This is a genomic window from Arthrobacter sp. UYEF36, assembly GCF_040547025.1.
GTDB lineage: Bacteria > Actinomycetota > Actinomycetes > Actinomycetales > Micrococcaceae > Arthrobacter.
This window is the reverse complement of record NZ_JBEPOX010000018.1, coordinates 22,067-43,100: the sequence shown is the minus strand read 5'-3', so window position 1 is coordinate 43,100 and position 21,034 is coordinate 22,067. Positions and strand designations below refer to the sequence as shown.

The 21,034-nt window shown below is 70.1% G+C and carries 10 protein-coding genes; all 10 read left to right on the top strand.

Annotated elements, in window-relative coordinates:
- A partial coding sequence (locus ABIB29_RS19375; RefSeq protein ID WP_354174591.1) for an Ig-like domain-containing protein occupies positions 1-5,094 on the top strand: 5,094 nt, incomplete at its 5' end.
- 40 nt (positions 5,095-5,134) lie between these two features.
- Positions 5,135-6,109, top strand: a complete 975-nt coding sequence (locus tag ABIB29_RS19370; protein ID WP_354174589.1) for an AAA family ATPase — start codon at positions 5,135-5,137, stop codon at positions 6,107-6,109.
- A complete protein-coding gene (locus ABIB29_RS19365) occupies positions 6,102-7,445 on the top strand; it encodes a DUF58 domain-containing protein (RefSeq protein ID WP_354174587.1) in 1,344 nt (447 codons plus the stop codon). Before ABIB29_RS19370 ends, ABIB29_RS19365 begins: the two co-directional genes overlap by 8 nt.
- Positions 7,442-10,000 carry a transglutaminase-like domain-containing protein gene (locus ABIB29_RS19360; protein WP_354174586.1) on the top strand — a complete coding sequence of 853 codons (2,559 nt, stop codon included), beginning with the start codon at positions 7,442-7,444 and terminating at the stop codon, positions 9,998-10,000. The genes ABIB29_RS19365 and ABIB29_RS19360 overlap by 4 nt, the downstream gene beginning before the upstream one ends.
- Entirely contained in the window at positions 9,997-11,487 is a 1,491-nt protein-coding gene (locus ABIB29_RS19355; RefSeq protein ID WP_354174584.1) for an RDD family protein, read from the top strand. Before ABIB29_RS19360 ends, ABIB29_RS19355 begins: the two co-directional genes overlap by 4 nt.
- Positions 11,484-12,482 carry a PP2C family protein-serine/threonine phosphatase gene (locus tag ABIB29_RS19350; protein WP_354174583.1) on the top strand — a complete coding sequence of 333 codons (999 nt, stop codon included), beginning with the start codon at positions 11,484-11,486 and terminating at the stop codon, positions 12,480-12,482. Before ABIB29_RS19355 ends, ABIB29_RS19350 begins: the two co-directional genes overlap by 4 nt.
- Positions 12,469-14,139 carry an FHA domain-containing protein gene (locus ABIB29_RS19345; protein ID WP_354174581.1) on the top strand — a complete coding sequence of 557 codons (1,671 nt, stop codon included), beginning with the start codon at positions 12,469-12,471 and terminating at the stop codon, positions 14,137-14,139. Before ABIB29_RS19350 ends, ABIB29_RS19345 begins: the two co-directional genes overlap by 14 nt.
- The gene (locus ABIB29_RS19340) at positions 14,136-15,815 is read left to right on the top strand and encodes a serine/threonine-protein kinase (RefSeq protein WP_354174580.1); all 1,680 of its coding nucleotides are present in this window, start codon (positions 14,136-14,138) and stop codon (positions 15,813-15,815) included. The genes ABIB29_RS19345 and ABIB29_RS19340 overlap by 4 nt, the downstream gene beginning before the upstream one ends.
- Before the next feature lie 33 nt (positions 15,816-15,848).
- A complete protein-coding gene (locus ABIB29_RS19335; protein WP_354174579.1) occupies positions 15,849-16,568 on the top strand; it encodes a hypothetical protein in 720 nt (239 codons plus the stop codon).
- A complete protein-coding gene (locus ABIB29_RS19330) occupies positions 16,565-21,010 on the top strand; it encodes a type VII secretion EssC family protein (RefSeq protein WP_354174577.1) in 4,446 nt (1,481 codons plus the stop codon). Before ABIB29_RS19335 ends, ABIB29_RS19330 begins: the two co-directional genes overlap by 4 nt.
- Positions 21,011-21,034 lie beyond the last annotated feature (24 nt).

Sequence of the window (21,034 nt, the reverse complement as noted above, 5' to 3'; positions counted from 1 at the left end):
GACCTGGTGGTCCTCAATGATGTGAATTCGGGCAATGTCTGGCTGGTCAACCAGAACATGCAGCTCGTCAACAACTGGGACGACGTCATCCCGCCCAAGAACCAGTCCGACGACCAGGACGAGGAGTCGGCGGACAACAACACCGTCAACATCCTGCCGGACCGCACCAAACCCAACCGGCCCCCGGAAACCAAGCCTGACGCCGTCGGCGTCCGCCCGGGCCGCACCACCATCCTCTCCGTGCTGGACAACGATTCGGACCCCGACGGCGATGTCCTCACGGCCTCCGCGGGCGACAACGGTCCGGCGTCCGGCGGCCTGGAGAACATCTACGGCGGCACCGCCTTCCAGATCGCCGTCCCGGCCGATGCGAAGCCCGGCACCGAAACCTTTGGCTACAACGCCGCCGACGGCCGCGGCCTGTCCGCCGCCGGAAGCGTCACCCTGAACGTCGTCGGCCCGGACGAGAACAAACCACCCTTCTTCAAGCGCGGCGAGCCCACCACCATGCTGGTGGAGCAGGGCAAAACCGTCAGCCAGAACATCCTCACCGACTGGACCGACCCCGACGGCGACGACCTCGTACTGATGGACGCCAAGGCCGACAACGACCAGGACCAGGTCAAGGTCCGCCGCGACGGGCTGCTCACCTACCAGGACTCCGGCGCCGCCCCCGGCAAGAAGTCCGTCACCGTGACCGTCTGGGACGGCCGGGCCACCAGCACCGGCAAGGTCGTCGTGAACGTCCAGCCTCCCGGCGCCCTGCCTCCGGTGGTCAACGCCGACCACGTCACCGCCGTCGTCGGCCAGGACCTCGTGATCGCGCCGCTCAAGAACGACGTCGACCCCAACGGCGGCGCGCTGCGCCTCGCCCAGGTCGAGGCCGCCGGCACCGCAGAACTTGGTCCCGTGACCGACGGCGGAACCTTCACCTTCCGCAGCGTCACCCCCGGCCCCATCTACCTGAGCTATATCGCCAGCAACGGCCCGCAAAGCAGCCAGGGCCTGATCCGGGTGGACGTCGAATCCGGCCAGGACGCCGGCAACCCGGTGGCCGTGCACGACGTCGCCCTGATGCCCGTCGGCGGCAGTGTCCTCCTGGATCCGCTGGCCAACGACTCGGACCCGTCCGGCGGCGTGCTGGTGCTGCAATCCGTCCAGCTGCCCGAGAACGCGACCGCCTCGGTCAGCGTGATCGACCACAGCGTCCTGCGGATCACCGACGTCGTCGGCACCAAAGACCCGTTCACCTTCCGCTACACCATGTCCAACGGCACCAAGTCGGCCACCGGCAGTGTCTCCGTGGTTCCCGTCCCGGCCCCCGCCGTCGTCGAGGCCCCGCAGCCCAAGCCGGACGAGGTGAACGTGCGGGTCAACGACGTCGTCACCATCCCGGTGCTGGCCAACGACACCCACCCCCAGGGCGAGAAGCTCAGCGTGGATGCCGTGCTGCCGCAGCCCGTCCCCGAAACGGACGGGAAGAGCTTCGTCTCCGAAAACACGCTCCGCTTCATCGCCGGCGCGGAGCCCAAGACCGTCCGCGCGATCTACAACGCCGTGGACCCGCAGGGCCAGAAGAGCGCCGCGGCCGTCACCATCCACATCCTGCCGCTGGAGGGCGCGGAAAACTCCCGCCCGCAGCCCAAGAACCTCACCGCCCGGGTGGTGGCGGCCGGGTCCGTGCGGATTCCGGTGGAGCTCGACGGGATCGACCCCGACGGCGACTCGGTCCAGCTGACCGGGATCGACAGCACCCCGGCGATGGGCACCGCCACGGTGGGCAGCAACTTCATCGATTTCACGGCGGCCGGAGACGGCGCCGGTACGGACACCTTCCGTTACAAGGTGGTGGACCGGCAAGGTGCCGTCAACACCGGCACCGTGACCGTTGGCATCGCGCCGCGCGGGGACACGAACCAGACGCCGACGCCTGTCGATGACGAGGTCAAGGTCCGCCCGGGACGGCAGATCGCCGTGGACGCCACCGGCAACGACACCGACCCGGACGGCGACCCGATCCGGATCGTCAGCGACGGCATCGACGCCGCCCCGGAACTGCAGGCCACCGTCAGCAAGCAGTCTTCCCGGATCATCCTGCTGGCCCCGGGCGAGGAAGGCACCGTCAACGTGCGCTACTCCGTCTCGGACGACCGCGGCGCCACCGCGCAGGCCGCCATCGCCGTCAAGGTCCAGCAGGACGTGCCGCTGCAGGCTCCGATCGCCCGGGACGACCGGGTGACCTCCGCCCAGACGCTCGGCAAGACCGCCGTCGACGTCCCCGTCCTCAAGAACGACGAGGACCCCGACGGCGTCGGCGAGAACCTCACGATCGCCACCGACGCCAAGACCGCCCGGCCCGGCGCCGAGGGCACCATGATCGTGGAACTGACCGAGCAGCCGCAGCTCATCCCGTACACGGTGGAGGACCTCGACGGACAGAAATCCACCGCGATCATCTGGGTCCCCGGCGTAGGCCAGCAGGTCCCCACCCTGGCCAAGGATGAGGTACTTGAAGTCGTCGCCGGACAGTCCGTCACCGTGGACCTCAAGGAATGGGTCAAGGTCCGCGACGGACGCTCGCCGCGCCTGACCCAGACCGACCGGATCAAACTGATCGGCGCCGACGGTTCAGACCCCGTGGCCGGCAACGGCACCGCCCTGAAATACACTGCCGGCCAGGACTACGTGGGCCCGGGCTCGCTCAGCTTCGAAGTTACCGACGGCTCCGGCCCGGACGACCCCGCCGGACTCAAATCCACCCTCAGCATCCGCACCAGGGTGCTCCCGGACCCCGATAAGAACAACCCGCCGGTGCTGCTGGGCAGCCGGCTGGACGTCCCCAAGGCCGACTCCGCCACGATCGACCTGGCCAAACTGACCACCGACCCGGACGACGGCGACGCGGAGAAGATGAAGTACGAACTGGTGGGCGGTGTTCCGGCAGGGTTCGACGCCAGCATCGATGGCAGGTCCCTGAAGGCCGCTGCCAAGGACAGCGCCGTCGCCGGAGCCAGCGGTGCGGTCCAGGTCAAGGCCACCGACCCCCGCGGGCTCGAAGCCACCGCGACCTACCAGCTGACCGTCACTGCCTCCAGCCGGCCCAAGCCCGTGGCCAACGACGACGTCGAAGCCAACGCCGCGGCCGGCGAGCCCGTCGCCGTGCGGGTGCTGGACAACGACGCCAATCCGTTCCCGGAGACAGCGCTGAAGATCGTGTCCGCCGTGACCGAGACCGGCCAGGGCTCCGCCGTCGCCACCGGGGATACCGTCACCGTGACACCGGCCGACGGGTTCTCGGGAACCATGATCGTGGCCTACACCGTGGCGGACAAGACCGGGGAAGAATCCCGCTACGCGACAGCCCGGATCCGGCTGACCGTGAAGGACAAGCCGCTGGCGCCCACCACACCCCAGGCCGCGAGCGTGGGCGACAGCACCGCCCTGCTGAACTGGACCGCCCCCGCGGACCGAGGATCCGCCATCACCAAGTACACGGTCTACGGCGAGGGCGGCTACCGCCAGGACTGCCCGGCCAACTCCTGCACGCTGACCGGGCTGACCAACAACTCCAAGTACCACTTCCAGGTCACGGCCAGTAACGCCCTGGGCGAATCCGAGCGGTCCCCGGCATCGGCCGAGGTACGCCCGGACGTCAAACCGGACACGCCCGCCGCGCCCGCCGTGAAGTTCGGCGACACGCAGCTTACGGTCACGTGGGTGGCCCCGGCGTCCAAGGGCTCACCGGTCAAGTCCTACGACCTGGAGATTTCCCCGGCCCCGGCCGGGCAGAACGCCCAGATCCAGAACCTCAGCTCGGTGAGCTACGTCTGGAAGGGCCTCAAGAACGGCGTGGCCTACAAGGTGCGCGTCCTGGCCCGCAACGACGCCAAGGAGCCCTCCGAATGGAGCGCCTACTCGGCGGCGGAAACCCCTGCCGGGGTGCCCGTAACCCCGGCGGCACCGAATGCGACGGCGGCGGGCTCGGTGGGCAACCAGAGCCAGCTCAAGGTGAACTGGACCGCCCCGAACAACAACGGCGACGCCATCTCCAGTTACACGCTCACCACCCTGCGGGGCGGAGCCGCCGTGGCGACCCAGCCGGTGTCCGGCACCACGCAGAACGTTACGGTGGACAACTCGGAGGCGGGCTACACCTTCACCGTGTCCGCCACGAACAAGGCCGGAACGTCCGGAACAAGCGCCCAGTCCGCCGCCGTACGGGCCGTGGGCAAACCGGCGATGGTCGGCCAGCCGTCGGCGACCCTGATGGACACCGGCGGCGACGGCGGCAAGATCGACGTCCGTTTCAGCCCCCTCACCGCCGAGCAGCGCAACGGCTCCACCGCCGCTGAAATCACCTACAAATACAAGCTCACCTCCGGCACCGGCAGCGGCAACATCCCGGCCGGCGGCGGGGTGGTGGCCGCCCCCAACGGGACCGCCACCGCCGTGGTGGTCTGGGCGGTGTCCTCGCGCAGCTCCAGCTCCGGCGACGCCAGCCCCGCCTCAAATTCGGTGAACCCCTACGGACTCGCCTTCGCGCCGGCCGTCACCGGAGCCAAGAGCAGCGGCGTCGGGGACAAAACGGTCTCCTGGACCTGGAACGCGGCGAACGGCAACGGGCGCCCCGTGACCGGTTACCAGTACCGGCTCGACGGCGCCGGAGGCTGGCAGGACACTCAGCAGCGGTCCTTCTCCAAGAGCGTGGGCTTCAGCGAGACGCACACGCTGGAGGTCCGTGCCATCAGCGGCGGCCAGCCCGGCCGGATCGGCAAGGACACCTCGCGCAGCGGGTCGGAGCCACCGCCGCCGGTCCCGACGACCTGGAGCGTTGAGGCCACCCCGGTGCGCAGCTGCACCGAACCCAGTAAGAACACTGACAGCTTCGTAGGCGGCGACTGTGTGGGCGCCGGCAAGTGGATGAACCCCGGCTCGCCCGCGAAGACGGACTACTACGTGGTCTGGTACCAGACCGACAAGAACCCGAGCGGTGTCTGGTACCACGTGACCACCGGCGCGGCCGCGGGGAACTTCGTCCGCGGGAACACCACGAACCTGGGTTCAACGCCTCCGGCCGGTATGCCCCGGCGATGACAACCAAGCTTTTTCACCCAGAACAGAAAAGGACCACTCCATGACCATGACCACCGAACAGGCCGAATGGTTTGCCGGCACCTTCGAGACACTCGTCGCCAACGTGGGACAGGCCGTCCTGGGCAAGTCCCACGTGATCCGCCTGACCTTCACCGCGATGCTCGCCGAGGGACATGTCCTCTTCGAGGACGCCCCGGGCACCGGCAAGACCTCGCTGGCGCGTGCACTCGCCGCCACCGTCCAGGGCTCCAACAACCGCATCCAGTTCACCCCGGACCTGCTGCCCTCGGACGTGACCGGTGTGACCATCTACGACCAGAAGACGCAGAAGTTCGAGTTCCACAAGGGACCCATCTTCAACAACATCGTCCTGGCCGATGAAATCAACCGTGCCTCGCCCAAGACCCAGTCGGCGCTGCTGGAGGTCATGGAGGAATCCCGCGTGACCGTGGACGGAACCACCTACGAGGCCGGCCGCCCGTTTATGGTGATGGCGACCCAGAACCCGATCGAGCAGGCCGGCACCTACCGGCTGCCCGAGGCACAGCTGGACCGCTTCCTGATGAAGACCTCCATCGGCTACCCGGACCATGCCTCCACGGTGCAGCTGCTCGGCGGCACCAACCTCAAGGACCGCTCCAAGGACATCACCGCGGTCATCACCACCCAGGCGATCGCGGACATGGCGGACCTTGCCGCCACCACGCATGTGGACACCGCCGTGCTGGAATACATCTCCCGCCTCTGCGAGGAGACCCGCAACGCACCGGAGACCCGGCTCGGTGTCTCCGTCCGTGGCGCCCTCGCCATGGTCCGGGCCTCGAAGGTCTGGGCCGCCAGCCAGGGCCGCAACTTCGTGCTCCCGGACGACGTCAAGGACCTCGCCGCCGTCGTCTGGACCCACCGCTTCGTGATGGACCCGGAAGCCGAATTTTCCGGCGCGACCGCAGAGGCCGTGTTGAAGCGGGTGCTGGCCGAGGTCGCCGCACCGCAGCAGCGCGCTTCCCTTGTCTAAGCGCACGTCCTCCAGCACTCCGCTGAGCCGGCTTGCTGAACGCCTGCAACGGCCCTTCCACCGGGACGGCAGGCCCACCAGGCTGCATCCCGGCTCCCTCTGGACCGAGGCCGGAAGCACTGCAGGCCTGGCCCTCGCCCCGGCCTGGCGCGCCGTCCGCGCGCTGTGGCTGCGCTATGTGTGGCCGGTCCTGTCCGTGGTGAGCGTCCTGGGCTGGTTCGTGCTGGCAGCATCGATCCTGCTCTGGACCGTTGGCCAGGCGTTCGGCTGGCAGGAAGCCAAGGCGGCAGCGATCGCCGCGTTCGTCCTGTTTGTGCTCGCCGTCGGCTTCATCCTGGGCCGTTCCTCCTACGGCGTCGTGCTGGACCTGGCCCGGACGCGGGTGGCGGTGGGGGACAGCGCCGTCGGCAGTATCGCGGTCTCCAACACCTCCGCCCGGCCCCTGCTGCCCGCGGACCTGGAACTCCCCGTCGGGGCCGCCACCGCCGTGTTCCACCTGCCCCGGATGAAACCCCAGCAGGTCCACGAGGACCTGTTCACCATCCCCACCGCGCGCCGCGCCGTGATTGTGGTGGGCCCGGTCCGCTCCGTCCGCGCCGACCCGCTGCACCTGCTGCGCCGCCAGGTGCTCTGGACCGAAGCCGAGGACCTGTTCGTGCACCCGAAAACCACGGCGCTGGCCGGCTCGGCCGCCGGATTCATCCGCGACCTTGAGGGTATGCCCACCACGGACCTGTCCAGCGCGGACGTGTCCTTCCACGCACTGCGCGACTACGTGCCGGGCGATGACCGCAGGCACATCCACTGGAAGACGACGGCGCGCACCAACAAGCTGATGGTCCGCCAGTTCGAGGAAACCCGCCGGGCGCACCTCGCCATTTCGCTGTCCATTAACACGGACGAGTACGCCTCCGAAGAGGAGTTCGAGCTTGCCATCTCCGCCGCCGCCTCGATCGGACGGCAGGCCATCCGCGAACAGCGCGACCTCGACGTGCTTACCCAGCAGGGCCCGCTGCGCTGCGAAACCGGCCGCAACATGCTCGATGACATGACACGGATCATTGGCGCACCACAGCGCAAGACCGCCGTCGACCTGGCCCGGAGCCTTGCAGACACCGTCCCCAACGCCTCCGTGGTGTTCCTGGTCGTTGGCAGCAACGTCACCGCCACCGAGCTGCGCTCCGCCTCGGCCGCGGTGCCCATGGGCGTGCGTACGCTCGCCGTCCGGCTCCAGTCCGGCGCCGCGCCGGCCAGGGCCACCATCGGGGACCTGACCGTGCTGACCCTCGGCGACCTCTCGGACCTGGCCATCGTGCTGAGGAAGGCGGCAGCATGAGCACCGCAACCCCGCTCCGCTCCCGCAACCACCCGGCAGCCGCGAAACGTTCCGGCTTTGCCGGCGGCCAGCCGCCCTGGCACCTTGCCCTCGACGCGGGCGCCCTCACCGTGCTGCTCGGCCTGGGCGTGCTCGGCTTCAGCCTCAGCTTCGGCGGCGACCCCTACTACCTGATCGCCGGCTTTGGCGGCATCCTGCTGGGCCTGGCCCTGGCGGCAGCCGCGGTGCACTTCCGGCTGGGGCTCCTGATCACCGCAGCCCTCACGCTTGGGGTGTACCTCGTGTTCGGCACCGCCCTGGCGGTCCCCGAGGCCTCCTTCGCCGGCGTGCTCCCCACCCTCGATTCGCTGCGCACCCTGCTTCTCGGCGTCGTGTTCGCCTGGAAGGACATGCTCACCGTTGGCGTGCCGGTCGGCACCGCCGGCGGCACCCTGATTGTGCCGTTCCTGAGCTCGCTCCTGACCGCGCTGGCGGCCGGGCTGCTGGTCTGGCGGCTCAAAAGCCCCTACTGGCCGCTGCTGCCGGTACTGGTGCTGTTCGTCACCGGCATCGCCTTCAGCACCAACGCAGGGTTCCTCACGGTGGAGCGCGGCATCTCACTCACCGTGGTCGCGATCGCCTGGGCCACCTTCCGCCGCGACGCGCTCCGCCGCAGCGACACCCGCAAAGTCTCCGTCAACCGGCTGGAGGCGGAGGAGGCCACCGCCCGCGCGGCCACGCTCCGCCGGCTCGGCACCGCCGCTGCGGTGATCGCCGTCGCCGTGGCGGTCACCGCCGTCGCGTCCCCGCTGGTCACCGCCAGTGACGACCGCCGCGTGCTGCGCAACACGATCGTCCCGCCGTTCGATCCCAAGGACTACGTGACGCCGCTGGCGAGCTTCCGCAACTTCGTCAAGGACAAAAAGGACGACAACCTCTTCGTCGTCAAAGGCCTGCCCAAGGATGCCCGGGTGCGGCTCGCCGCGCTCGACTCCTTCAACGGCACCAACTACAACATGGACCCGAACGGCTCCGGCAGCTTCAGCAAGGTGGGCGACGCAAAATCCCTCAACACCCTGGCCGACTCCACCGGGATTGTGCCGAGCAACAACTACACCCTGGACATCACCATCGAGGACTACCAGGGCTACTTCCTGCCCGGCGGCCGCAAGACCACCGGGATCAGCTTTGCCCGCGACGGCTCCGGCGCTGCGTCCGGGCTTTACTTCAACGCCGGCACGGACACGGCCGTCACCACGAGGGGGCTGGCGAAGGGCGACGGCTACCGCGTCCAGGTGGCCGATCCCGCCACCCTGGAACACGGGCAGCTGACGCAGTACGACTTCGCCAGGATGTCCCTCCCGGACCCCGCCGAGGTGCCGCCCGTCGTCGGATCCCAGGCGAACGACCTCGCCGCCGATGCCCCCACCGCCATTGATCGGGTGCGCCAGATCGAGGCGCACTTCCAGAAGAAGGGAGCCTTCAGCAACGGCCTGATCGCCGACGGCCAGCTGCCCAGCGTCTCGGGCCACAGCGCCAACCGCGTCCGGAGCCTGCTCACCGCCAAGCAGATGCTCGGCGACGACGAGCAGTACGCCGTCTCGATGTCCCTTATGCTGCGCCACCTCGGCATCCCCTCCCGCGTGGTGATGGGGTTCTACCCGGATCCCAAGAGCCCGGAAAACGGCGCCGGCGAAGTCAAGATCACCGGCAAGGATGTCCACGCCTGGGTCGAAGTCGCCTTCGACCGCGTGGGCTGGGTGCCCTTTGATCCCACCCCGCCGAAGGACAATGTGCCGATCCCCCCGGACCCGGAGAACAAGTCCAAGCCCAAGCCGCAGGTGCTCCAACCGCCGCCGCCGCCGCAGGAGCCCGCAGACCTTCCGCCCGACTCCTCACCGGATGCGCTGGACGCCGACGAGAAGAAGAACAACCCCTGGCTCTTCTGGGGACCCCTCCTCACGGCGATCGGACTGGCGCTCATCCCGATCGCGATCCTGGCGCTGCCGCTGCTGCTGATCGCCCTGCTCAAGTCCCGGCGCCGGAAGGCCCGCTTCAGCGACGGCCCGCCGGCGCAGCGCGTCGGCGGCGGCTGGAACGAGGTCGTCAGCCTCGCGACGGACCTCGGCGCCGGCGTGGACTCCCGCGCCACCCGGCGCGAATCCGCCGTCGTGCTCGCCGGTGCGTTCCCGGCCGCCGGCGGAACCACCACGCTGCTCGCCAACCGCGCTGACGCAGCGATCTTCGGAGCCGGCCAGCCGAGCGAGGACCAGGTGCGGCAGTACTGGGAGATCGTGGACGGTTCGCTGCAGGTAATGACCGGAACGCTCAGCTTCTGGGGACGGCAGCGGGCCCGGTTCTCGCCGCGCTCCCTGCTGGCCGACGGCAGGGCCGCGCTCACGCTCCGTGGCCTCAAGCCCGACCGGTCCGGCCGGAAGCGCGCGGCGCCCGCAGGCCCGGAAAAGCCTGCGGGTACAGTGGAGTCCGGTCCGGCGGCGGCAGCCCACCTTGATGCTGCTGCCGACACCGCGGCCGACGCCAGCCAGACCGCCAGGAAGAACCGCCACAAGCCATGACCGACGACGCCGAGCGCTGCCCGCGCTGCCAGCAGCCGCTCCGCCAGGGGGCCGCTTTCTGCACCTCCTGCGGGACGCCGCTGAGCAACCGTTCCGCCCGGAACATCCGCAACGCGCGGGAGCTGCCTGCGGCCCGGGGCCCGCAGGAGATCCACCCGCAGGGTCCCGGCGGCGCGGTCGCCGGGAACCCGGCCGCCGGGCACACCGGCCTGAACCCCGGTAGTATCCCCGTATCGCGGGGCCCAGCCACGGGCCGCGGACCAGGGGGAGGACCATCGATGCCGAGCAAGCTTGAACTGGTGCCGGCCGCTGCCGGAAAGCGGCTGGGGGCGGCCGTACTCGACTGGCTGCCGCCGGCCACCATCCTGGCAATCCTGGGGGCGATCGGTTTCGCCGGAGTCACCAGGAGCCAAAGCGGAGGCTTCATCGTCTATGACACCTCGTCCCTGGTGCTGTTCGGCGGCATCGGCGCAGGCCTCACCCTGATCTACACCGCAGTTGTCGCCACGCTCGAAGCCCGCTCCGGCGCGACCCCCGGCAACCGGCTGATGGGCATCCGCAGCACGGATGCTGACGGCTACGCCCCGGGCGGGGGAGCGGTGTTCCTCCGCGGCCTCATCACGGGCGCCGGCGTGCTGCTTGCCGTGGTCGCCGCCGCCGCGGTTGTGATCTTCCAGTGGTTCGGCGTGGCCCTGCTGGTGCTGGGACCCCTCCTGTTCCTGGGCGGTGCCTGGGCTGTCCTCGTGGTGCTCTCGAGCGCCTGGGACCGCAACGGCCGGCTCCGCGGCTGGCACGACACGGCCGCCAAGACCCTCGTGTTCGACGTCAAAGCCGGACGCAATCCGATCACCACCGGCGGCATCCAGGGCCCGTACAGCTTCGCGCCGCTGGACCTCCCGCCGGTGCAGCAGGTCGTTTCGCCGCTGGCGGGTGCCGCGGCCGCCGCCGCAGCCGCCGTTGCTCCGCCGGCCCCGGCGGTGCTCAATCCCAACCAGTGGCAGCCGCCCGCGGCGCCGCAGCCCGCCCCCGCGGCCCCGTTCGCGCCGCCCGCCCGGACGCCCCCCTCCCCGAACGTGGCTTTCCGGCCGGGTGAGCACCCCGACGACGACCACGACCGCACCCAGGTCCGCGGCGACACACATGCCCCGGTCACCGTGGCGATGCTCCGGATCCGGCTGGACGACGGCCGCGACATCGAACTGGACCGCACCGTGCTGATCGGCCGGAACCCTGCCGGGCACCCCGGCGAGGACGCCGCCCAGCTCATCCCGGTCGCCGATCCCGGCCGTTCCATTTCCAAGACCCACCTGTACCTGCTGGCCGGAAACGGGGGAGTCTGGGTCACGGACCGGGACTCCACCAACGGCAGCTCCGTCACCACCCCGGACGGTATCCGCACCGCCCTCGCGGCGGGGGAGCCCACCCACGTCCGCCCCGGGTCCACCGTGCACTTCGGTGACCGCTCCTTCTACCTAGGACAGGCATGATTCCCCAGCCGGCCGACGTTCCCACCCCAGCCAATTCCGACGCCGCCCCCGTGCCGGCCCTGGGCAGCCCCCCGGGCCTCCGGCTGAACGCCGGCTACGGCACCGACCGCGGCCTGCGCCGCGAAATGAACGAGGACTCCTTTATTGCCTCGGATCCCGTCTTCGCGGTCGCGGACGGCATGGGCGGGCACGAGGCCGGCGAGATCGCCAGCGGCATCTGCGTCCGCACGCTTGCCCGGATCCCGCAGCTGGCGAGCGGGGAGCGGGACGCCACCGCCGGCGTCGTGCAGGAACACCTGCTGATGGCCGACGAAAGCATCCGCGAGGCCACAGGCTCGCGCGCCGGGACCACACTCTCCGGTGTCGTGGTGGTGGAGCAGATGGGGGTCCCGTACTGGCTGGTCCTCAACATCGGTGACTCCCGGACCTACCGGCTCAGCCAGGGCAAGCTCAAGCAGGTCAGCGTCGACCACTCCGAGGTCCAGGAACTCGTGGACGCCGGACAAATCAGCATGGCGCAGGCCGCCGTGCACCCGCGCCGGCACGTCGTCACCCGTGCCCTGGGCACCGGCGACGAGATCGAGGCCGACTACTGGCTGCTGCCCGTCGAGGAGGGGGACCGGGTCCTGGTCTGCTCCGACGGGCTCAACGGCGAACTCGACGATGAGCACATCTCCAATATCCTGCGGTCCCAGGCGGACCCGCAGGCAGCCGTGGATGAACTCATCCAGGCGGCCCTGCGCAGCGGCGGGCGGGACAACGTCACCTGCATCGTCGTGGACGCCACCAACGTCAACAACGACGACGGCGCCGCCCGGACCGCGCCGCGCAGCGCCGCCGCAGCGGAGGACGAGGACACCCTGCCGCGGACCGATGCACTGGACCTGGCCCCCAACGGGGAACCGGCCTCTGAAGGACAGGTTCTCGAAGGACAGGTTCTCGAAGGACAGGTTCTCGAAGGACAGGGCAAGGACCCGAATGATGGCAAGCAGTAACCCCGCCGCTGCCGCGCGCTACACGCCCGGCAGTTGGCTTGGTGTGGTGCGTTCCGGAACGGTGGTGCTGCTGCGCCCGGACAGCGCGCCGGCCCTGATTGACTCGCTGTGGGAGCTGCTCGCCGCCGGTCCCGAGGCGCACGAAGTGCTCGACGCGGTGTCTTCGGCCTCGGGTGGTTCGCTCTCCCGGCTGCCGTGGTTCGCGATCGTGGCCAGCCGCGGCCCCATCCACGTGTTCCTGCGCGGCGAGATCGACCTCACCGTAGACCTGCCGTCCGGCCCGGTGGAGCTGAGCGGCCGCGAGGTCACCACCTGGACGGAGCGGCGCTTCGCGGCGGCTGACGGATTCAGCCTGACCGTGCCCGGTGCCAACGCCGCAGGCTCTTCCGGCACCGCGGCGGACCTTCCGCTGGCGGACGGGGTGGTCCTGCTCCGGGGCCTGCGGGTGGACTTCACCGGGGCTGCGGCTGATGATGCAGCGGCGGAGGAGGCCGCGGTGGAGGACGAAGTCCTGGCCGCAGCCGAAGCCGACATTGCGGCCGATCTGAGCGGGCACGGTGCCTCCGCGGAGACCGTGTTGGAGTTCGCCGGTGAGGACTTCGAGCTCGACGGCACCCTGCACGAAGAACCCGAACCGGATCAAGCAGCGGAACCGGAACCAGAGGTTGAAACCGCAGCGGCGGGTCTTGAGGCCGTGCCGTCCGCGCAGCCGCCCGGCACGGCACCGGAACCGGCTGAACAGGAGCCCACCGGCAGCTATGACCACCTGTGGGAACAGACGGTGATGCGGAACATCGAAGACGCCGCTGTCCGCGAGGACCCCGACGCCGAACCCGCCGTCGAGTCTGCCCCGGACGCCTCCGGCCCCGGGGCCGCCGGCTCGGAGCCTGAGCCGGCGCCGGCCGGCGCGACGGAGGCCGCTGAAACCGAAGCCGCGCCCGCGCCGGAACTGCCCGCGCCGCCACGCGCGCCGCTGCCCACCGGGCTGATCGATTCCGTCCCCTGGCGGACCGGCGGCGACCGACGCCCACAGACCGCGCAGGCGTCCCAGGCACCCGCGCCGGCGTTGGCGCCCTCACCCGCACCGGACGCCGACCACGACGGCCAGACGATCATGAAGAGCGACCTGGCCGGGGCCAGCCCGCGGCCGCCCACCGCGCCGCGCCCGTCCACAGGACCGGATACCGGCCCGGCCACCGGACCCATGGTGCTGGCCCGCGTCTGCCCGCAGGGCCACGCCAACCCCTCCACGTACTCCCAGTGCGGCCGCTGCGGCCGGCCGCTGCCCGGCGACGGGGTCCAGGTCCGGCGCCCCCGCCTGGGCCGGGTGCGCCTGTCCACCGGTGAGCTGATCGACCTCGACCAGTCACTCATCGTGGGACGCCAGCCGTCGGTGTCGCGCGTCCAGGGCGCCGTTATGCCTAAACTGGTCCAGGTGGCGAGCCCGAGCGGCGACATTTCCCGCTCGCATGTGGAGGTCCGGCTCGAAGGCTGGCACGTTATGCTGTGCGACCTCAAGGCCACCAACGGCACTGTGCTGGTGCGCGAGGGCCACTCCCCGCGCCGGCTGGCCCAGGGCGAGATGGCGATCCTGCTTGACGGCGACATTGCAGAGGTTGGCGACGGCATCTCGCTGCGCTTTGAGGAGATCCCGTGAGTTCAAAACGGCCCGTAGCCCCGCCGCCAGTCATCCCGGGCTTCACCTACGTCAGCCTGCTCGGGTCCGGCGGCTTTTCCGACGTCTATCTCTACGAACAGGACCGGCCGCGCCGCAAGGTGGCCGTCAAGGTGCTGCTCTCCAACCACCTGGCCGAGGGCGCCCGCCGCCGCTTCGAATCCGAAGCAAACCTGATGGCGCAGCTGTCCTCGCACCCGTACATCGTGACGATCTTCGAAGCCGAGATCACCGACTCCGGGCATTCCTACCTCGCGATGGAGTACTGCTCACGGCCCAGCCTGGACGTCCGCTACCGGCGGCAGCGCTTCAGCGTCGACGAGGTCCTCGCCGTCGGCATCCAGGTGGCGTCCGCCGTCGAGACCGCCCACCGGGCCGGCATTGCGCACCGCGACATCAAGCCCGCCAACATCCTGGTGACGGACTACAACCGACCCGCCCTGACCGACTTCGGCATCTCCGGCACCCTGGCCGGGGACACGGACGAGGACGCGGGCATGTCCATCCCCTGGTCCCCGCCGGAACAGTTCACCGGCCACCCGGTCGACGGCGTCCTGGTGGACGTCTGGGCGCTCGGCGCCACCCTCTACACCCTGCTGGCCGGGCGTTCCCCGTTTGTGCTGCCGGGAGCGGACAACTCCCAGCGTGAGCTGATCTCGCGCATCACCAACCTGCCGGTGCCGAAACTGGGCCGCGCCGACGTGCCGGAATCCCTGGAACTGGCGCTCTCGACGGCGATGGCCAAGTCCGCCTCCTCCCGCTACTCCTCGGCGCACGCCTTCGCCCTGGCGCTGCAGCGGATCCAGGCCGAACTGAACCTCTCCGTGACGCCGTTCGAGGTCCTGGAGGAGCCGCGCGCCGAGGAACACCACCCCGACGACGGTTTCGAGGAGACCCGGGTCCGCAGCGTCGCCGCGATCGACCCGGACGCCACCGGCAACGCCCCCACCTTCCCGGCCAGGTTCCCCGGCACGGACACCAGTTCCACGGTCGACAACGCCACCACCTTCAACAACGGAACCGCCTTCAACAACAGAACCGCCTTCAACAACGGAACAGTCCAGCGCCCGGCACTGCCCGGCTCCGCTGCTGCCGCCGCCGTTGCGCCCGGCTTCGCCCGGACTCCCGCCGCCCCGGATCCGGCCCCCGAGGACGACCTCGCGGCCACGGTCAACCGTTCCAGCGCGGCGCCCGCACCCGACGCGGACGCGGGGGAGCAGCCCGCCGGCCACGGCCGCCGCAGGCTGCTGCTCTCCATTGTCGGCGGCACTGTCCTGGTGGCCGCCGTCGCCCTCGGGATCGTGGCCGGCACCACGCGGCCCGAACCGGCGCCGAAGGCCACGGACCAGGTCAGCAAACCGCCTGCGGACGCGCTGGACAACGGCACCGTGCCGGACGTCGCCGGTCTGGCCGGGGTGGCCGGTCCGGCCGGGAAGGTGAGCTTCACCTGGACCAATCCGCAGCCGAAACCCGGGGACAGCTACAAATGGCGGGTCCACACGCTCAAGGGCGGCGGAGAGTACCAGTCGTCCGCCGCGCCCGCCGCTGAAATCGCGGCGAACCCGGCCGAACCCAGCTGCCTCCAGGTCATGATCGTCCGCAGCGACGGGGCCTCCTCGCCGCTGGGCCCGGATTCCATCGCCTGCGTCCCGAACTAGCATCACCAACGACTTTCCAGAAAGGCACGGAGTATGGGGGATCTGGCAATAGATTTCTGCGGCGAGTGGCATGAACCCTCGGACCAGGACATCTTCAGCATCGGCCGCGAAGGCGACCTTGAGGTGGACGACAACCCGTACCTGCACCGGCAGTTCCTGCAGATCGCCCGCTACGACGGCATCTGGTGGCTGAGCAACGTCGGCAGTATGCTCTCGGCGACCATCGCCGATGCCTCCGGCGGAATGCAGGCGTGGCTCTCGCCGGGCGCCCGGATTCCGCTGGTCTTCAGCCATACCAACGTCATCTTCACCGCGGGCCCCACCACGTACGAGTTCGCCGTGCACCTGCGGACCCCCGCATTCCGGCAGGAATCCCGGGAGGAGGACAGCGGCGGGGACACGACGATCGGCCCGGTGCTCTTCACCGACTCGCAGAAGGCCCTGATCGTAGCCCTCGCCGAACCCATGCTGCGCCGCGAAGGGACCGGCTTCAGCGCCATCCCGTCCTCGGCCGACGCCGCCAAAACCCTGGGCTGGGCCCTGACCCGGTTCAACAGAAAGCTGGACAACGTGTGCGACAAGCTCGACAAGGTGGGGGTCGCCGGCCTGCGCGGCGGCGGCGGGAAACTCGCCACCAACCGCCGCGCGCGGCTCGTGGAACACGCCGTCACCTCGCACCTGGTGACCCCGGCTGACCTGTACCTGCTCGAAGAGCGCACGGCTGACAAAGTGACTGGAGCCGACGAAGCGTGAGAATCCGACTGACGCTGCGCCGCGACCCCGCCGACGCCAAAGACCTCGCCGTCACCGTTGACGGGCTCGCCACCGTGGCGGACATCGCCACCCAGCTCTGGGTGGCCGATCCGGCACGGCGCGGGACCCCGCCGCCGTCGAACCTTTCCCTCAGCATCGAGGAGGCCTTCGCCGCCGGAGGCATGAAGGGCAGCATCCTGGACCGCAAGGACAACCTGCTGGAATCCGGGCTGCGGCCGGGCTCCATCGTCTCGCTGACCCAGCTCAGTGAGCAGTTCGCGACGCCCGGCGCGAACCGGGGACCGGCAGCGGCGACGCTGCGCGTGCTGTCCGGGCCCGACGTCGGACGCGAATTCCCGCTGCCGTCGGGCACCAGCTACATCGGCCGGGACCGCGACGTCGACATCCGGCTCACGGACCCGCTCACCTCCAAGCGGCACGCCCGCATCACGGTCGGCGAGACCGTCGAGATCGTGGACACGAATTCGGCCAACGGTCTGCTGATGGACGGGCTGCCGGTCACCCGCGCCACGCTGAACTCCTCGGACACCGTGGCGCTGTGCGACACCACCGTCTCCGTGGTCTCGCTCGGCACCGGCCACAGTTCCGCCCCGAGCTCGCCGCTGATCGACTTCAACCGTTCCCCGCGTGTGGTGCCGCGTTTCGAGCTGCAGAAACGGATGCTCCCGGCCGGGCCCAAGCGCCAGGAGCATCACGCCTTCCCGTACATCATGCTGCTCGCGCCGCTGATGATGGGCGGTATCCTGTTCGCCGTCACGCAGAACGTGCTCTCGGTCGTCTTTATGCTGATGATGCCGCTGTTCATCGTGGGCCACTACGTGGACCAGAAGCTGCAGGCCAAGCGGGAGCGCAAGGAACAGCTCAAGCAGTTCCGCGAGTCCATGGCCGCTTTCCGGACGGACATCACCCGGCGGCAGCACGTGGAACGCTCGGTCCGGCTGCAGGAAGCGCCCTCGGTCAGCGACACCGTCGATTCGATCTACAAGCTCGGTCCGCTGCTCTGGACCCACCGGCCCGAGCACACGGGCTTCCTGGGCCTGCGCTTCGGGCTGGGCACCGCGCCCTCGCGGATCCAGTTCGAGGAGCCCAACAGCAGCGACACCGAGGCCGAATACATGGCCGAAATCCAGGAGTGCATGGCACAGTTCCGGGACATCGAAGGCGTCCCGATCGTCTCGCAGCTGCGCTCCGCCGGTTCCTTCGGCCTTGCCGGGTCCCGCGGCCTCGTCGACGATGTGGCCCGCGGTATGGTCCTGCAGCTCGTCGGGCTGCACTCGCCCGCGGAGGTGGTCCTGGCCGCCATCACCTCGGCGCAGTCGAAGGAACGCTGGGAATGGCTGCAGTGGCTCCCGCACGTCGGATCCGGCCACAGCCCGCTCAGCGGCGACCACCTCGCCGCCGGCCCCGGGGGCGGATCGGCCCTGCTGTCCCGGCTGGAAGACCTGATCGACCAGCGTGAGGCCGCCTCCCGGACCCCGCGCCCGGCTCTGCGGCCCGGCGTCGACCCGCTCGGTTCGGACCTTCCCGAACCGCTGTTGCCCACCGTCCTGGTGGTCGTCGAGGACGACGCCCCGGTGGACCGCGGCCGGCTCACCCGGGTCCTCGAACGCGGCCCGGACTCGGGCGTGCACGTGATGTGGGTGGCATCCTCCGTGCAGCAGCTTCCGGCCGCCTGCCGGGACTTCATGGCCGTCGACGGCGACCACGGCACCACCACCGGCCAGGTCCGGCTCGGCCGGCACACCTTCCCGGTGAGCTGCGAGAGCCTCGACGCCGGCCTCGCCGCCCAGCTGGCCCGGATGCTCACACCGGTCGTCGACGTCGGCAAGCCGCTGGAGGACGACTCCGACCTGCCGCGCGCCGTGTCCTACGCGACGCTGATCGGCAAGGACTTCCTGGACAACCCGGCGGCCGTCGCCGAACGCTGGACCGAAAACAACTCGGTCCGGGCCTCCGCCGTGCCCAACCGCAAGGACAACGGCACGCTCCGGGCCCTGGTCGGCTCCAAGGGCATCGAACCGCTCTACCTTGACCTCAAGAACGAGGGCCCGCACGCCCTGGTCGGCGGCACCACCGGCGCCGGCAAGTCCGAGTTCCTGCAGTCCTGGGTGATGGGCATGGCCGCGGCCTACAGCCCGGACCGGGTGAGCTTCCTCTTTGTCGACTACAAGGGCGGCGCAGCGTTCGCGGACTGCCTGCACCTGCCGCACACCGTGGGCCTGGTCACCGACCTCTCCCCGCACCTCGTCCGCCGCGCCCTGACCTCGCTGCGGGCCGAGCTGCATTACCGGGAACGGCTGCTGAACCGGAAGAAGGCCAAGGACCTGCTGGAACTCCAGCGCGAAGCGGACCCGGACGCGCCGCCGTACCTGATCATCATCGTGGACGAGTTCGCCGCCCTCGCCACCGAGGTGCCGGAGTTTGTCGACGGCGTGGTGGACGTCGCCGCCCGCGGCCGCTCCCTGGGCCTGCACCTGATCCTGGCCACCCAGCGTCCGGCCGGCGTGATCAAGGAAAGCCTGCGCGCCAACACCAACCTGCGGGTGGCGCTGCGGATGGCCGACGAGGATGACGCCATCGACATCCTCGGCGTGCCGACAGCTGCCTATTTTGACCCCTCCATCCCCGGACGCGGCGCCGCCAAGACCGGCCCCGGCCGGATCCAGGGTTTCCAGACCGGCTACGCCGGCGGCTGGACCACCGAGAAGCCGCAGCGGCCGCAGATCGAGATCGTCGAAATGGCGTTCGGCTCCGGCCCGGCCTGGGCCGCCCCGGCGCCCGAGACCCCGGTGAAGGAAGAGGCGGCAGGCCCGAACGACATCGCCCGGATGACGGCAAACATCATCAAGGCCGCCGACGTGCTCTCCATCGACCCGCCGCGCAAGCCCTGGCTGGACGAACTCGCCACGACCTACGACTTCTCCCGGCTGCCGAACCCCCGCACGGACGAACGCCTGCTCCTGGGCGTGGCGGACGACCCGGCGCACCAGGACCAGCCCACGGTGTTCTACGAACCGGACCGGGACGGCAACATGGCCATCTACGGCACCGGCGGCTCGGGAAAGTCAGCGGCCCTGCGCGGCATCGCGATCGCCGCCGCCGTCACCCCGCGCGGCGGGCCGGTGAACGTCTACGGCATCGACTGCGGTTCCTCGGGGCTCAAGATGCTCGATGGGCTGCCGCACGTCGGCGAGATCATCAACGGCGACGACGTCGAACGCGTCGGCCGGCTGCTGCGCTGGCTCCGGGACCTCGCCGACGACCGCGCGGCCCGCTATTCGGAAGTCCGCGCGTCGACCATCGTGGAGTACCGGACCCTCGCGGACCGGCCGGAGGAAAAGCGGATCTTCGTGCTGGTGGACGGCATGTCCGCCTTCCGCGAGGCCTACGAATACAGCAAGCTCTCCGCGCTCTGGGACATTTTCCTGCAGCTCGCCACCGACGGCCGTCCGCTGGGCATCCACCTCGTGGTCAGCGGGGACCGGCCCAACTCCGTGCCGGCGTCGCTGCTGGCCTCGATCCAGCGCCGGCTGGTGCTCCGCCTCTCCTCCGAGGACGACTACCTGTCGATGGACGTGCCCAAGGACGTCCTGGGCCAGGCCTCGCCTCCGGGCCGCGGCCTGCTGGGCAACCTTGAGGTGCAGCTCGCGGTGCTGGGCGGCAACTCCAACCTGGCGGTGCAGGCCCGCGAAGTGCACAAACTCACCGAGGCCATGCTGCGCCAGGGCGTCGAACGCGCCCCGCAGATCGAGCGCCTGCCGGACCAGATCGACCTCGACATCCTGCCCGCCGGCAGCCCGGACCTGCCGGTGGTCGGCGTCGACGACGAGACGCTCCAGCCCGCCGAAATCCTGGCCAAGGGCCCGCTGCTGCTGGCCGGCCCGCCCGGCTCCGGCCGCACCGTGGCCCTGGTGACCCTGGCCTACGCGCTGCGCCGCTCCAACCCCGGCGTCGAGCTGCTGTACATCGGCTCCCGTCGCTCCGCCGCGGCGTCCCTGAAGCTCTGGGACCGCTCCGTGGTGGGCGCGGACGACGTCGAGGAAGCTCTCGACGAGCTGGTGGACTACTCCGCCGGCACGCCGGGCAAGCTCGCGATCTTCATCGAGGGGCTGACCGACTTCACCGACACGGGAGCGGAATCCGGGATCGAACGGCTCATCACCGCCTCGATCAAGGCCGAACAGTGGGTGGTGGGCGAATCCGAGACCTCCACCTGGTCCTCGGCATGGTCCCTCGCGCAGCCCTTCAAGTCCGGCCGCCGCGGACTGCTGCTGAACCCCGGCGACATCGACGGCGACAGCCTGCTCAGCACCTCGCTGGGCCGGATCAGCACGGACTTCATCCCCGGCCGCGGCTACATCGTGGGCCGCGGCAAGGTCCGCAAGCTCCAGGTCGCACTGCCTCCCGAGAACCGGAACTAGCCCCACAATGTCGGCGTTCTAGGG